General features: G+C 73.0%; 13 protein-coding genes. 10 read left to right on the top strand and 3 right to left on the bottom strand.

Features of this window, described 5'->3' with window-relative positions:
* Nucleotides 1-155 precede the first annotated feature (155 nt).
* On the top strand, nucleotides 156-647 hold the full coding sequence (locus IEY99_RS25020) for an Hsp20/alpha crystallin family protein (protein WP_189206493.1): 492 nt from the start codon (nucleotides 156-158) through the stop codon (nucleotides 645-647).
* A gap of 281 nt (nucleotides 648-928) precedes the next feature.
* Here IEY99_RS25020 and IEY99_RS25015 read toward each other — a convergent pair whose 3' ends face one another.
* Both IEY99_RS25015 and IEY99_RS25010 read right to left on the bottom strand, forming a co-directional pair.
* Nucleotides 929-1,876 carry a DUF5995 family protein gene (locus IEY99_RS25015; RefSeq protein WP_189206492.1) on the bottom strand — a complete coding sequence of 316 codons (948 nt, stop codon included), beginning with the start codon at nucleotides 1,874-1,876 and terminating at the stop codon, nucleotides 929-931.
* Nucleotides 1,877-2,147: 271 nt separating this feature from the next.
* A complete protein-coding gene (locus IEY99_RS25010; protein ID WP_189206491.1) occupies nucleotides 2,148-3,545 on the bottom strand; it encodes an acyl-CoA synthetase in 1,398 nt (465 codons plus the stop codon).
* A gap of 223 nt (nucleotides 3,546-3,768) precedes the next feature.
* Between IEY99_RS25010 and IEY99_RS25005 the strand changes: the two genes are divergently transcribed.
* From IEY99_RS25005 to IEY99_RS24970, 8 genes are all read left to right on the top strand, one after another.
* The gene (locus IEY99_RS25005; protein WP_189206490.1) at nucleotides 3,769-4,395 is read left to right on the top strand and encodes an NADPH-dependent FMN reductase; all 627 of its coding nucleotides are present in this window, start codon (nucleotides 3,769-3,771) and stop codon (nucleotides 4,393-4,395) included.
* 336 nt (nucleotides 4,396-4,731) lie between these two features.
* Entirely contained in the window at nucleotides 4,732-5,154 is a 423-nt protein-coding gene (locus tag IEY99_RS25000; protein ID WP_189206489.1) for a tyrosinase family oxidase copper chaperone, read from the top strand.
* Nucleotides 5,155-5,190: 36 nt separating this feature from the next.
* On the top strand, nucleotides 5,191-6,015 hold the full coding sequence (gene melC2 / locus IEY99_RS24995; RefSeq protein WP_189206488.1) for a tyrosinase MelC2: 825 nt from the start codon (nucleotides 5,191-5,193) through the stop codon (nucleotides 6,013-6,015).
* Nucleotides 6,016-6,175: 160 nt separating this feature from the next.
* Nucleotides 6,176-6,604 carry a phage holin family protein gene (locus IEY99_RS24990; protein ID WP_229799216.1) on the top strand — a complete coding sequence of 143 codons (429 nt, stop codon included), beginning with the start codon at nucleotides 6,176-6,178 and terminating at the stop codon, nucleotides 6,602-6,604.
* Between the two features lie 81 nt (nucleotides 6,605-6,685).
* On the top strand, nucleotides 6,686-7,735 hold the full coding sequence (gene mgrA / locus IEY99_RS24985) for an L-glyceraldehyde 3-phosphate reductase (protein ID WP_189206487.1): 1,050 nt from the start codon (nucleotides 6,686-6,688) through the stop codon (nucleotides 7,733-7,735).
* Nucleotides 7,736-7,787: 52 nt separating this feature from the next.
* Nucleotides 7,788-8,327 (top strand): TetR/AcrR family transcriptional regulator, encoded by a 540-nt coding sequence (locus IEY99_RS24980; RefSeq protein ID WP_229799215.1) that lies wholly within the window; start codon nucleotides 7,788-7,790, stop codon nucleotides 8,325-8,327.
* Nucleotides 8,324-9,844, top strand: coding sequence for an MFS transporter (locus IEY99_RS24975; protein WP_189206486.1), 1,521 nt, complete (start codon nucleotides 8,324-8,326; stop codon nucleotides 9,842-9,844). The genes IEY99_RS24980 and IEY99_RS24975 overlap by 4 nt, the downstream gene beginning before the upstream one ends.
* Before the next feature lie 106 nt (nucleotides 9,845-9,950).
* On the top strand, nucleotides 9,951-10,439 hold the full coding sequence (locus IEY99_RS24970) for a GNAT family N-acetyltransferase (protein ID WP_189206485.1): 489 nt from the start codon (nucleotides 9,951-9,953) through the stop codon (nucleotides 10,437-10,439).
* Nucleotides 10,440-10,495: 56 nt separating this feature from the next.
* Here the strand turns inward: IEY99_RS24970 and IEY99_RS24965 are convergent, their stop codons facing one another.
* Complete coding sequence (locus IEY99_RS24965; RefSeq protein WP_189206484.1) at nucleotides 10,496-12,385, bottom strand: Xaa-Pro dipeptidyl-peptidase; 1,890 nt, start codon at nucleotides 12,383-12,385, stop codon at nucleotides 10,496-10,498.
* A gap of 358 nt (nucleotides 12,386-12,743) precedes the next feature.
* Here IEY99_RS24965 and IEY99_RS24960 point away from each other — a divergent pair, with 358 nt between their 5' ends.
* Entirely contained in the window at nucleotides 12,744-13,295 is a 552-nt protein-coding gene (locus IEY99_RS24960; protein WP_189206483.1) for a hypothetical protein, read from the top strand.
* Nucleotides 13,296-13,423 lie beyond the last annotated feature (128 nt).

Raw genomic sequence — 13,423 nt, 5'->3', positions numbered from 1 at the left:
GCCAGGGGACAGTGCTAAAAAATGAACTGTCGCTGCAGCTCAACCGCGGTGATGACCACCTCGGGGCAGGCTGTGCGACCTCGGCAGAGAAGATCAGATCGCCGAGCGCCACATGCCCGCCGGATCGTCCGGCGGGCCGCACGAGGAGGTGGATTGTGGTGCTGACCTTCGATCCTTTCCGCGAGCTCGACCGCCTGGCCGGCCAGGTTCTCGGCGCCGCCCCCGGGGCCGGCGGGGCCGCGACCGCCGCGATGCCGATGGACCTCTACCGCTCCGGTGACCACTTCGTCCTGCACTGTGACCTGGCCGGTGTCGACCCCGGCTCGGTCCAGGTCGACGTCGACAACCGCATCCTCACCATCCGCGCCGAGCGCTCGCCGCGCACCGACTCCGACGTCCAGTGGCTGCGCCGCGAACGCGTCACCGGCACCTTCGAGCGCCGCCTGACCCTCGGCGACGGTCTCGACCTCGACCGCATCGCGGCGACCTGGCAGGACGGCGTGCTGACGCTCACCATCCCGATCGCGCAGGCCGCCAAGCCGCGCCGCATCGACATCTCCACCACGACCGGCGCGCCGGCGCTGAAGAGCGAGAGCGGCCCGGTCGTCGAGGGCAGCGCCGAGGAGAGGCCGGCCGTCTCGTCGTGACCCGCCGCCCCGGAGCCGGCGGTTCGCCGCTGCGGGGCATGCACGGGTGGCCTCGCCGGGCGCGGAATCCTCCACTTCCGCGCCCGGCGGGCCCCCACGGTCGACGAACGCGCCCCTGCCCTCAGCGCACCGCGACGCCCCGGCGGCCACTTCCGCACGAGGCCCCGGCGGCGCTTGCGCTCAGCGGGCCGCGGCGCTCCGGCGGCGCTTGCGCTCAGCGGGCCGCGGCGCTCCGGCGGCGCTTGCGCTCAGCGGGCCGCGGCGCTCGGCGGCGCTTGCGCTCAGCGGACCGCGGCGCTCCGGCGGCCCAGCAGGCGGCCGACGCCCGTCCGCACGGTGTCGCGGCCGGCGCGCAGTGCCGCGCCCACCCGGTTCACCACGCCGTCGCCGGTGATCAGCAGCTCCCCCACGTACGCCGAGGCGCGGTCCATCACGAGCAGGGCCCGCGCCAGGTCCTCCTCGTCGTCGCGCAGCGCCCAGAGCCGCTCGGCCTGCTCCCAGGCGCGGGCGCGGGTCGCGGCCACGAGGACCCGCTGACTCCAGTCGTCCAGGTCGCCGACCAGGCCGTCGATGCGCAGCTGCCAGCTCGTCGAGTAGCGGCGGCGCAGGGCCGGGATCTCGGCGTAGAAGATGTCGTTGACCAGCAGGTAGTCCGGGTGGACCAGGTCGTCGCGCGGCGGGCCGAGGCGTTCCCACGTGGCGATCAGGGCCAGCGCCAGGTCGTGGTTGATGTGCGCGTTCACGCCCAGCATCGCGGCGGCGAGCTTGCTGAGCCGGTGGTCCTGGGCCCGCCGGAAGAGGATCTCCCAGGCGTCCGGGGTGGCGCGGTTCTCGTCGCCCCAGAGGCGCAGCGCCTCGAAGTAGCGCTTGGCGAACTCCACGTCGAGCAGTTCGAGGAAGTCGGCGTCGCGCACCGTCGTGCCGCGCAGCGCCGCCTCGACCCGGTCGGTGATCGTGAAGTAGAGCGAGTTGAACGCGGCGACCCGGTTGGCCGCGGGTGGCGGCAGCTCGTTCATGATCTGCTGCGCCCGGGTGAGCATCCGCAGCACGTCGCCGATGGTGCCCGGGCAGTCGGCGCACAGCTCGGCCATCTGCTCGGCGGCGGGCGCCCAGCCGCGGCCGGCGGGCACCAGGCCCGGTTCGTCCGGTGCGATCCGCCGGCGTTCCTCGCGCAACAGCTTGGCGCTGCTCTGCACTCCACCGCGGTCGAAGGCGACAGTCGTGGTCATGGTGGCCCCCCAGCCCCCGTAGCTTCCCCGTCGGTCGTCCACAGTGCTGAAGATCACCGTGATTGACCAGCTTCCCGGCGGCTACCCGACACTAGTAGCGTCGCGGTCAGCGAAAAAGCAGATTATTGAATCGGGCCACATCGATGGCGCCGCCGGAGACTACCACGGCGGTCGCGACCGGTGGGGCCCCCGCGACCGCGGAGCATGGCGGCGACTCGGGTGGCACCACCGTGCTCGCCGGTGCCGCCCGCCGGCCCGGTCCGGAACCTTCTCACTCCCTCAGGCGCGCCTTCTGGACCTTGCCCATGGCGTTGCGGGGCAGTTCCGCGACGAGGCGCACCAGCCGGGGACGCTTGTGGGCGGCCAGCCGGGCGGCCACGAACGCCGTCAGCTCGTCCGGGTCGGGTCGGCCGTCGGCGACCACGAAGGCGGTCACCTGCTCCCCCAGGTCCGGGTGCGGGGTCCCGATCACCGCGGCTTCCCGGACGGCAGGGTGCCGCAACAGCGCGTCCTCGACCTCACCGGCGCCGACCCGGAACCCGCCGGTCTTGATCAGATCGGTGGAGGCGCGGCCGACGATGCGGTGCCAGCCGTCGGGCCCGACGGTCGCGACGTCGCCGGTGCGGTACCAGCCGTCGGCGGTGAGCGGGGCGGCCGCGGTGCCGTCCGGCCGCAGGTAGCCGTCGAAGAGCGTGGCGCCGCGGACCTCGAGGTGGCCGATGGTGCTGCCGTCGGCCGGCAGCGGCTCGCCCGAGTCACCGGCCAGGCGGGTCTGCACGCCGGCGACGGGCAGGCCGACGTGGCCCGCGCGCCGCTCGCCGTCCGCCCGGGCGCTGACCGTGATGAGGGTCTCGGTCATGCCGTACCGCTCCACCGGCGCCTGCCCGGCCAGGGTGGCCAGGTCGGTGAAGACCGGCACCGGCAGCGGCGCGCTGCCCGACACGAGCAGCCGCGCTCCCCGCAGGGCGCGCGCTTCCTGCGGGGCGGCGCAGATTCGCGACCAGACGGTGGGCACTCCGAAGTAGAGGCTGCCCGCGGCCTGCGCGTACGCCTGCGGGGTGGGCCGTCCGGTGTGCACGAGCCGCGACCCGGTCCGCAGCGCGCCGAGCACGCCGAGCACGAGCCCGTGCACATGGTAGAGCGGCAACCCGTGCACGAGAGTGTCGCCGGCCGTCCACTGCCATGCCTCGGCGAGCGCGTCGAGCCCGGCGGCGATCGCCCGGCGCGACAGCACGACGCCCTTCGGCGCGCCGGTCGTCCCGCTCGTGTAGAGCACGAGGGCCGGGGCGCCGGCGTCCGGCTCGGCGGGAACGGTCCCGCGCGCGGGCCCGGAGACCGGCACGACGGGCAGCCCGCTGCTCCCGGCGGCCCCGGGATCGTCGGAGAGCATCACGGCCGCGCCGGAGTCCCGCAGGACGTGCGCGCGTTCCACGTCGCCGGCGTCGGGTGGCACCGGAGCGATCGGCACCCCGGCCAGCAGCCCGGCGGTCACGGCCACGACCGTCGGCGCGGCGGGGACCGCGTGCACGGCCGCCATCGGCAGCCCCCGCAGCTCGGCGGCGAGCGCGGCGGCACGGCCCAGCAGATCGTGCCGGGACAGCGTCAGCCCGGGCGTGGCGACGGCCCGCTCGTCGTCCGCGGGGTCGTGCAGAGCTCGCAGCAGGCGCATGCCGCGATGATCGCAGACCGCGCCGGCCATCGACGACGGCCACCCCGCCACGCGGCGCCCAGTGCCCGGTCACGGCATGGCGGGTGGCGCCCTTGCGCTCGGTGGAGGGCCTGGAGGTGCCGCGGTTTCACCCGGGAAACGTCCTCGATCCGACTCGACGCCGGGCCCGGCGTCGCGGGCGCGGGCCCGGCCGTGCGCGGCCGGGGGCCCTATCGTCGGCGTCATGACGCGCATCCTGCTGATCTCGGGTGACACGCGAGAGGACTCCCTGCACACCGCAGCGCTGCGCACGGCGGTGCGGCACGCGCCCGCGGGCATCGCCGTGAGTCTCTACGACGGCCTGCGCGCACTGCCCGCGTTCGTCCCCGGCGAGCCGGTCCCGCCCGCCGCGGTGGCCCTGCTGCGACACCGGGCCGGCGCGGCCGGGGCCGTGCTGGTGAGCACCCCCGAGTACGCCGGCTCGCTGCCGGGCAGCCTGAAGAACCTCCTGGACTGGCTCGTCGACAGCGGCGAGCTCGGCGGCAAGCCGGCCGCGTGGCTCTCGCTCTCCCCGCCGGCGCAGGACCAGGCGGCCCTGGCGACGCTGGAGACGGTGCTGGAGCACGCCCGGGCCCGGGTGCTCAAGCCGGCGTGCATCCGCGTCCCGCTCGGCCCGCGCGCCGTCGCCGGCGGCGTGGTCACCGACCCGCGGCTGCCGACCGCGCTGCAGGACATGCTGCGCGCGCTGGACCGGGCGGTCGCGCTGCCCGCGCCGCGGCGGGCTCCGTCCTGGCAGGTGCACTCGAGCGTCTATCCGGTCGTGCCGCGCCGCGACGGTGCCGGCTTCGACCCCGGCCGACTCGGCAGCTGAGCTGTCCGTTCGGCTATGAACCAGCTCACCCCGGCGGACCGGCGATGACGCAGCGCGCACGCCGGTGATCGACCGTTGACGATCACTTATTGATCTTATCGAGGCCGATCCCCGTGCGGTGCCCGGTGCACGGGCCGTGCAGAGTCACTCTGCGCGAATCTGCACCGTGACTGCTTGCATCGAGCGCCTTGCCCGGCGCCGAGCGCCGCTGTTACCTTCGCCCCGCTTCCGGCGCCGGAAATACTCAGGAAATGCCGAGCAGCGCAGCAATTTTTACGTTCATCTTCCTTTGTGGCGTGAATTTTTGCTGCCCGGCGTCCGGAGAAGGGGGAGGAAATGTCCAACACCAAACGTCGCGATCTGCTCAAGTTCGCCGGCGCCGCCACCGTGGCCGCCGGCACGGGAGCACTCATCGTGCAGGTCACCACCGCCGGTGGCTCGCAGGCCGCCGTCGACGCGCCGGTCGCCGCCGCGCAGCCGAAGCAGATCACCGAGACCTACCGGGGCCGGCGGATCGAGATCGGCGCCGCCTCGCCGGCGCAGAGGCAGGCCGCAGCCCACCACCTGTCCGCCACGGGTGGCGCGGCCGACCTCGGCATCCGCATCGACGGCGTCCCGCTGCACGTGATGCAGAACGCCGACGGCACCTACACGAGCGTGTCGAACCACTACGAGAGCTTCAAGTCCCTGCGCGAGGTCGCCCGCGCCGCCGTCGACGAGCTCGACGGTGCCCGCCTGCTGCCGCCGCAGCACGGCTGATCCCTCCTACTTACCCGAAAGGCGACTGCACCACTCATGGGCGTACGCAAGGACCAGCGCAACCTGACCGCCACGGAGAAGAAGGCGTTCGTCGACGCCGTGCTTGAGCTCAAGCGCAGCGGCCGCTACGACGCTTTCGTCCGTACCCACAACCAGTTCATCGTCAGCGACACCGACAACGGCAACCGCGTCGGCCACCGCTCGCCGTCGTTTCTGCCGTGGCACCGGCAGTTCCTGCTCGACTTCGAGCGGGCGCTGCAGTCGATCAACCCGGCGGTGAACCTGCCGTACTGGAACTGGACCGTCGACCGCACCGCCACCGCGTCGCTGTTCGCGGCGGACTTCATGGGCGGCACCGGACGCAGCTCGGACGGTCAGGTGACCACCGGCCCGTTCGCGTTCAGCACCGGCAACTGGACGATCAACGTCCGCAGCGACAGCCGTAACTACCTGCGCCGCGCGCTGGGTGCCGGCGGGCGCAGCCTGCCGACGGCCACCCAGCTGCAGACGGTCATGGCGCAGCGGGTGTACGACGTCGCGCCCTGGAACAGCAGCTCCACCACCGGCTTCCGCAACGCGCTGGAGGGCTGGCGGAACGGTCCGGCCATGCACAACCTCGTGCACGTCTGGGTGGGCGGCGACATGGGCACCGGCACCTCGCCCAACGACCCGCTGTTCTGGCTGCACCACTGCCACATCGACAAGATCTGGTCGGACTGGCAGCGGGCGAACCCGAGCTCCGGCTACCTGCCGACCGGCAACACCACCAACGTCGTGGACCTCAACGACACCATGACCCCGTGGGGCACCGTGCGGCCGGCCGACATGCTGAACCACACGGCCTGGTACACCTACGAGTGACCCGTGCCGGATGAGTGGCACCGGCCCGGGCGACGCCAGTTGCCCGGGCCGGGATCCCCACCTTGATCATCCCCTTCCGTGAGCGCAGCCATCGGCAGCCGATCGGGCTACCTGAGCCTTCCGGCCGCATAACCCGCCTGAGCTGGGGTAAGTGGTGGCCATGAGCGACACACGGATGAGGCTGGACCCCTCGGCGGACGCCTCCACGGGGGTGCTCGTCCAGCAGATGGCCGAGCAGGTCTCCACCCTCGTGCGCGACGAGCTGGCGCTCGCGCGTACGGAGATGGTGGAGAAGGGCAAGCGGGCCGGAGCCGGGGCCGGGATGCTCGGCGGGGCCGGCGTCCTCGCCCTCTACGGCGTCTCCACCCTGCTGCTGACGATCGGTGCCGCGCTGGCGCTGGCCTGGCCCGCCTGGCTGGCCGCCCTTACGGTCATGGTCGTGGTCTTCGCGGCGGCAGGCGTCGCCGCCCTGGTCGGCAAGAAGCAGGTGGAGCAGGCGGTGCCGCCCGCGCCGACGGCCGCGGCGGCCAGCGCCAAGCGTGACGTGGACACCGTCGCGACGGCCGTGCGCGAGGGTCGCCGCGGGTGAGCCGCGCGCGACCGGGGGACACACCGGCGGCGTCCGCCGCCGGTGGTGGACGTCCATGATCACGGCCGGGATAGTGGCGTCATGATCTACGCCGCCGCACCGGACCGATACACCAGTGGAATGCAGTACCGCCGCACCGGGCGTTCGGGCCTCGACCTGCCCGTGCTCTCGCTCGGTTTCTGGCACAACTTCGGCGACGACAAGCCGTTCGAGCAGCAGCGCGCCATCACCCGGCGGGCCTTCGACCTCGGCGTCACGCACTTCGACCTCGCCAACAACTACGGCCCGCCGTACGGCGCCGCCGAGGTCAGCTTCGGCCGGCTGATGCGCGAGGACCTGCGGCCGTACCGGGACGAGATCGTGGTCTCGACGAAGGCCGGCTGGGACATGTGGCCGGGCCCGTACGGCCGGGGCGGCGGCGGACGCAAGTACGTACTCGCCAGCCTCGACCAGTCGCTGGGCCGGATGGGCCTGGACTACGTCGACATCTTCTACTCGCACCGCTACGACCCCACGACGCCGCTGGAGGAGACCGCCTCGGCGCTGGACGCCGCGGTCCGCGCCGGCAAGGCCCTCTACGTGGGCATCTCCTCGTACGACGCCGAGCACACCCGCCGGATGGCCGGGCTGCTGCGCGAGCTGGGCACGCCGTTGCTCATCCACCAGCCGTCGTACTCGATGCTGAACCGCTGGATCGAGACCGAGGGCCTGCTCGACGCGGCGGCCGAGGTGGGCGCCGGGGTGATCGGCTTCACCGCGCTGGCCCAGGGGCTGCTCACCGGCAGGTACCTGAACGGCATCCCGGAGGGCTCGCGCGCCACCCAGGGCAAGTCGCTGGACCCGGGATCGATCGACGAGGCGCTGGTCTCGCGGCTGCGCGCGCTCGACGAGGTCGCCCGGGCCCGCGGGCAGAACCTGGCCCAGCTCGCGCTCGCCTGGGCGCTGCGCGACCCGCGCGTCACCTCGCTGGTGATCGGCGCCAGCAGCGTGCGGCAGCTCGACGAGAATGTGGCCACGCTCGGCAACCTCTCCTTCACCGACGACGAGCTCGGCCTGATCGACAAGATCCTCGACGCCGACTTCTCCTCCGTGGATCTCTGGGCCGGCGCCCGGCAGGGCAAGGTCATGTGACCGCACGCACTCAGGTGAGACGTTTCTGTCTCATCTGAGCTATCTTCGTCTCGTGAAGGAACGGGACGACATCCTGCGGGCGGCGGCCGAGTTCCTGGGCCGCCGCCCCAACGCCACCCAGGACGAGATCGCCAGGGCCGCCGGGGTGAGCCGGGCGACGCTGCACCGGCACTTCGCCGGACGGACGGCGCTCTTCGCGGCCCTCGAACAGCTCGCCGTGGCACAGATGCGGCAGGCGCTGGCCACCGCCCGGCTCGCGGACGGCCCGGCGACCGACGCCCTGGCCCGCCTCGTGGCGGCCAGCCAGGACGCGTCCGCCTACCTGGCGCTGATGTACAGCCAGAGCCAGGAGTACGACCCCGAGCACCCGCACGAGGCCTGGGCCGAGATCGACGCGGAGATCGCCGCGCTCTTCCGGCGGGGGCAGGAGGCCGGCGAGTTCCGGCTCGACCTCGGCCCGGCCTGGCTGGCCGACGCGTTCTACAGCCTGGCGGCCGGCGCGGCGTGGTCCGTGCAGACCGGACGGGCCGCCGCCCGCGACTTCACCCACATGGTCACCACGCTCCTGCTGCACGGCGCGGTGCGCCGATGACCACCACCATCGCCGCCGCCACCGCGCAGGGCCGGCCGACGCGCTGGCTCGGCTTCGGCGCGCTGATCCTCGCGGTGCTCCTCGTCTCGGTCGACGGCACCGTCCTGGCCCTGGCGATGCCGTCCATCGGCCGCGACCTCGCCGCGACCGGCACGCAGATGCTGTGGATCGGCGACGTCTACTCCTTCGTCCTCGCCGGCCTGCTGGTCACCATGGGCACCCTCGGCGACCGGATCGGCCGCCGGAAACTCCTGCTGTACGGGGCCGCGGGGTTCGGCCTCGTCTCCACGGCCATCGCGTACGCCCCCAGCGCACCGTGGCTGATCGCGGGCCGCGTCCTGCTGGGCGTCGCCGGCGCCACGCTGATGCCCGCCACGCTGGCGCTGATCCGTACGCTCTTCCCGGACAGCCGGGAACGCAGCACGGCGATCGGCATCTGGGGCGCCGCCATGTCCGCGGGCGCGGCGCTCGGCCCCGTGCTCGGCGGGTTCCTGCTCGAGCACTTCTGGTGGGGCTCCGCCTTCCTCATCAACGCGCCGGTCATGGCGATCCTGCTGGCGGTCGGCGGCAAGCTGCTGCCCGAGTCCAGGAACCCCGAGCCCGGGCCGTGGGACCTGCCCAGCGTCGCACTGTCCATGGTCGGCATGCTCGGCGTGGTCTACGCCGTCAAGGAGATCGCCGCGCACGGGCCGGGCACCGGCACGGTGGCCGCCGCCATGCTCGGCGTGGCGGCCCTCCTCGCCTTCGCCCGGCGCCAGCTCAGCCTGCCGCACCCGCTCATCGACGTCCGGCTGTTCCGCAACCGCACCTTCGGCGGCGTGATCGCGGCCGGCATGCTCTCCGTCCTGGGGCTCTCCGGACTGCTCTATTTCCTGTCCCAGTACTTCCAGCTCGTCGTGGGATACCGCCCCCTCGAGGCGGGCCTCGCGGAGCTGCCCGCCGCGCTCGGCTCCATGCTCTTCGGCATCCTGGCCGGCGCTACCACCCGCCGCACCTCCGTGCGCACGGTGCTCGGCGGCGGCATGGCGCTCAGCGGCCTCGCCATGGCCACGCTGACCGTGGTCGAGGCGTCCACGCCGTACCTGCTGCTCGGCACGGCGCTGTTCCTCATGGGCGCGGGCATGGGCCTGGCCTTCACGGTGGCCAGCGACGTCATCCTCACCGTCGTGCCGCCACACCAGGCCGGCGCCGCCTCCGCGGTCTCCGAGACCGCCTACGAGCTCGGCATGGCCCTGGGCATCGCCACTCTCGGCACGGTCGTCACCGGCGCCTACCGCGACGCCGCCCTGCCCGCCGGCACGCCGGCCCACCTCGCCGCGGCCGCGCACGACTCCCTGGCCGGCGCCGCCGCGGCCGCCGAGACACTGCCCGCAGCGCAGGCCGCGGCGCTGCTGGACGCCGCCCGGACCGCCTTCACCGACGGCCTCGCCCTGGCCACGACGGCCGGCAGCATCCTGCTCCTCGCCGCCGCGGCCGCCGTCGTCGCCCTCGTCAGGACCCCCCGGCCCGAGAAATAGACCGGAACCGTCCTGGCCGGGGTTCAGGCACCCGCCGGCCTGCGCACCGGACGGCTCGGCCCGGGCAGCGGTCCGGCAGGTGGCGTGGGTGCCGCATACTCGTCACATGATCACGCAAGGGAGTGCGGCGGAGCTGAGGATCGAGGTCGACGACCTGGGCCGGGAGGAGGTCCGGCGGCTGATCGCGGACCATCTGGCCGACATGCACGCCACCTCCCCCGCGGAGAGCGTGCACGCCCTGGACCTGACGGAGCTGCGGGCGCCCGAGGTGTCGTTCTGGACCGTGTGGGACGGCGCCGAGCTGCTCGGCTGCGGCGCGCTGAAGGAGCTGGACCCCTCCGCCGGTGAGATCAAGACGATGCGCACCCGTCCGGAGGCCCGCGGTCGCGGGGTGGCCGCCCACCTGCTCACGTTCCTGCTCGACGAGTGCCGCCGGCGCGGATACCGCAGCGTCAGCCTGGAGACCGGAACCCAGGACTTCTTCGCCCCGGCCCGGCGGCTCTACGGCCGGCACGGCTTCGTCCCCTGCGCGCCCTTCGCGGACTACACGACGGACCCGAACAGCACCTACATGACGCTGCGCCTCGGCGACTGATCACCCGCCGCAGCCCGCTGCGCCGTCCGGAAGAGACGGCGCGGCGGAGCGGCGGGTCAGCCCACCAGGGGCAGGAGCACCTTGGAGACGCCCAGGCGGACGCCGACCTCGGTGCCGGCGGGGTAGCGCAGGGTGTGGTCGCGGTCCGTCGAGATCAGGACGAGGCCGATGCGGTGGCCGGGGGCGAACACGTGGTCCTGGGTCTGCAGGTTCCAGCGGAACGTGTAGGGCTTGCCCGCCACGATCGGCGTGCTGTGCGAGGCCGACAGGCGGTTGCGCACGTCGAGCCAGCCGTGGCTGACGATCTCGAACGGGGTCTGCTCGGTCACGTACGCGCGGCGGTGGAAACAGCCCGGGTCCTCCGGGATGCCGGGGCCGACGCAGTCCTGGCCGGGCACCGTCCGGACGCCCGCGAAGCGGTCGGCCGTGCCGTAGTCGACCAGCAGCGCCGTCAGGTACGGCGACTTGCCGGCGAGGTCGGCGCGGAGCGTGACCTCGGGGGTGCCGGAGAGGCGCGTCTCCTTCTCCAGCGGCGCGGACAGATAGGACAGCCGGTTCGGGTCGGCGGCGAGCTCCTGCGCCACCAGGTCCTCGGCGGTGCGCGAGGGGTCGTCCACGAACGTCTGCCGGGCTCCGGCCGGCGCCGGCCAGGGCCGCAGGGTGCCCGGGCGGCCGTCCGTGGCGGGGCCGCCGAGGGCGAGGGCCGTGCGTGCGGCGCCGGGGACCGGCCAGGTCGTGGCCGTGCGCCACTGGCCGGGCGCGACCTCCACGTCGGCCATCGGCTCGCGCATGATGCCGGTGTCGATCCGGTAGAGCCACTGGTCGAACCAGCGGTGCAGGGTGGCGAGCCAGGCGTCGCGGCGGACGTGGAACGGGTCGGTGTGGCCGGCCTGGTGCAGCCAGATCTTGCGGGGCACGCCGCGGCGGGCGAGGGCGTCCCACCACTGGCCCGCCTGCTGGGTGCGGACGTTGTCGTCGTGCAGACCGTGCACCAGCAGCACGCTGGCGCGTACCCGGGCGGCGTCGCGGAGGTAGTCGCGCTCCGCCCAGAAGCGGCTGTAGTCGCCGGTCTCGCGGTCCTGCGCGCGCTCGAGGCCGGCCATCACGCCGGCGCAGGCCTCGGGGTTCTCCCGGGTGAGCACCGCCTTGGCCAGGACGTCGGTGTCCTCGCCCTGGAAACCGCCGGGCGCCACCACGCCGCCGTTGGCGCGGTAGTAGTCGTACCAGCGGGAGATGGCGGCGATCGGGACGATCGTCTCCAGGCCGCGCACGCCGGTCGCGGCCACCGCGTTGGGCAGGGTGCCGTTGTACGACACACCGATCATGCCGGTGCGCCCCGTGGACCACGAGGCGCGGGCCGGGGCGCCGGACTCGTCGAAGCCCGGGGCGCGCCCGTTGAGCCAGTCGATCACGGCCTTCATGCCGAGCGTCTCGTTGCGACCGCCGGAGGTCGGGCAGCCGGTCGAGCCGCCGGTGCCGAGGCTGTCGGCGAAGACGACCGCATAGCCGCGGGGCACGAAGTAGTTGTCGAGGTAGCCGGAGAAGACGACGGTCTCCGCCGCGCGGTCCGCGCCGGCGCTCGCGCTGCGGTGAGCCGCGGCGCCGCCGCGGTCGATGTCGTCGTGGTTGGGTACGTCGTTGAGCCCGGCGTAGTAGGGACTCGGCTGGAAGATCACCGGGATCTTCCCGGTCTCGCCGGTCTCCCGCGGCCGGATGATGCGCACCGCGACGCGGTCGGGCCGTCCGTCGGCGTCGCTGTCGACCGGCACCTGCACCCACACCCGCTCGCGGATGGCCTGGGCGTAGTCGTAGACGGGCTCGGTGCCGCCGGGTCCGGCGGGCGGCGGGGACGGCGGCGCGGCGGTGGCCGTGGCCGCCGGGCAGAGAACGGTGATGACGGCGCAGGCGGCGGCGAGCAGCCGCGCCCCACCCCGGGAAGTTCGCATCGTCGACAGGCCTCCGGCTCGCACTCGGAGCCACACCCTATCGTCCAATGTCGATGCGTCGGCGGCCGGGCCGGGAAACGCCTGATCCAAAGCGGTCACGAGTCCTGAACTCGAAGTCGTGAACATCACCTCCACCCGGACCGGTGCCGGATATGCGGCCCGAGCCCTCGATCGCTTGCCCCGCCTCGACCAGCGGGAACAAGGCCGCTCCGGCCCGACTGAGCACCGGAAATTGTCATTTCAGGACACGTTGACCTTGGCATGAATCACGCCTTGTAATCCGTCAAATACGCTCCGTACGCTGTGGTCAGGAAAGGCCATCGATCGGCTTGAGCGCCATGACTCCGGGGAGCGTCGCATGGTTATCAAGGTTGTCGAGCAGATCACCGACGACGAGCTCATCGAGACCGCGTGGAAGATGTACGAGGAGTCGTTCCGCGGCCTGAACGCCCTGGCGGTCCAGCGCCATCTGATGTTCCGTCACGAGTTCGAGGACGTCATGCGCGACGGCCGGGTGCAGAAGTATCTGAGCCTCGACGACGAGGGCACGCTGTGCGGACTGTCCACGTACACCAACGAGCTGGACGCCATGCCGTTGATCTCACCGCAGTATTTCGAGCGGCGCTGGCCGGACCTCTACGCCCAGCGCAAGATCTGGTACTGCGGATTCGTCGCCGTGCTGCCCGGCGGGCGCGCCGCCTCGTCGTTCTCCGACCTGGTCGAGGCGATGTATCTGATCGCCGCCGCGCAGAACGGCATCATCGGCCTGGACTTCTGCCGGCACAACGACGACAAGCGCAAGATGAGCCGGGTCATCCGGCTGATGCTGCAACGCCTCTCCGGCAACTGCGAGGCCGAGATGATGGACGCGCAGCAGTTCTGGCTCTACCGCTTCCCGCAGGCGGCCTGAGCCACGCCGTCACCGCCCGCCGCTTCGCACCGGATCGCGCTCTTGGGGGGCTGACGGTCCGGCCGGCATCGTGACCTCCTTTCCTTCCGGGATCGGCGGGCGGTTTCGGCGCGTTCTGTGGGGTGGGC

This window comes from Couchioplanes azureus (assembly GCF_014648355.1).
Lineage (GTDB): Bacteria > Actinomycetota > Actinomycetes > Mycobacteriales > Micromonosporaceae > Actinoplanes > Actinoplanes azureus.
This window is presented reverse-complemented; position numbering and strand designations above follow the sequence as displayed.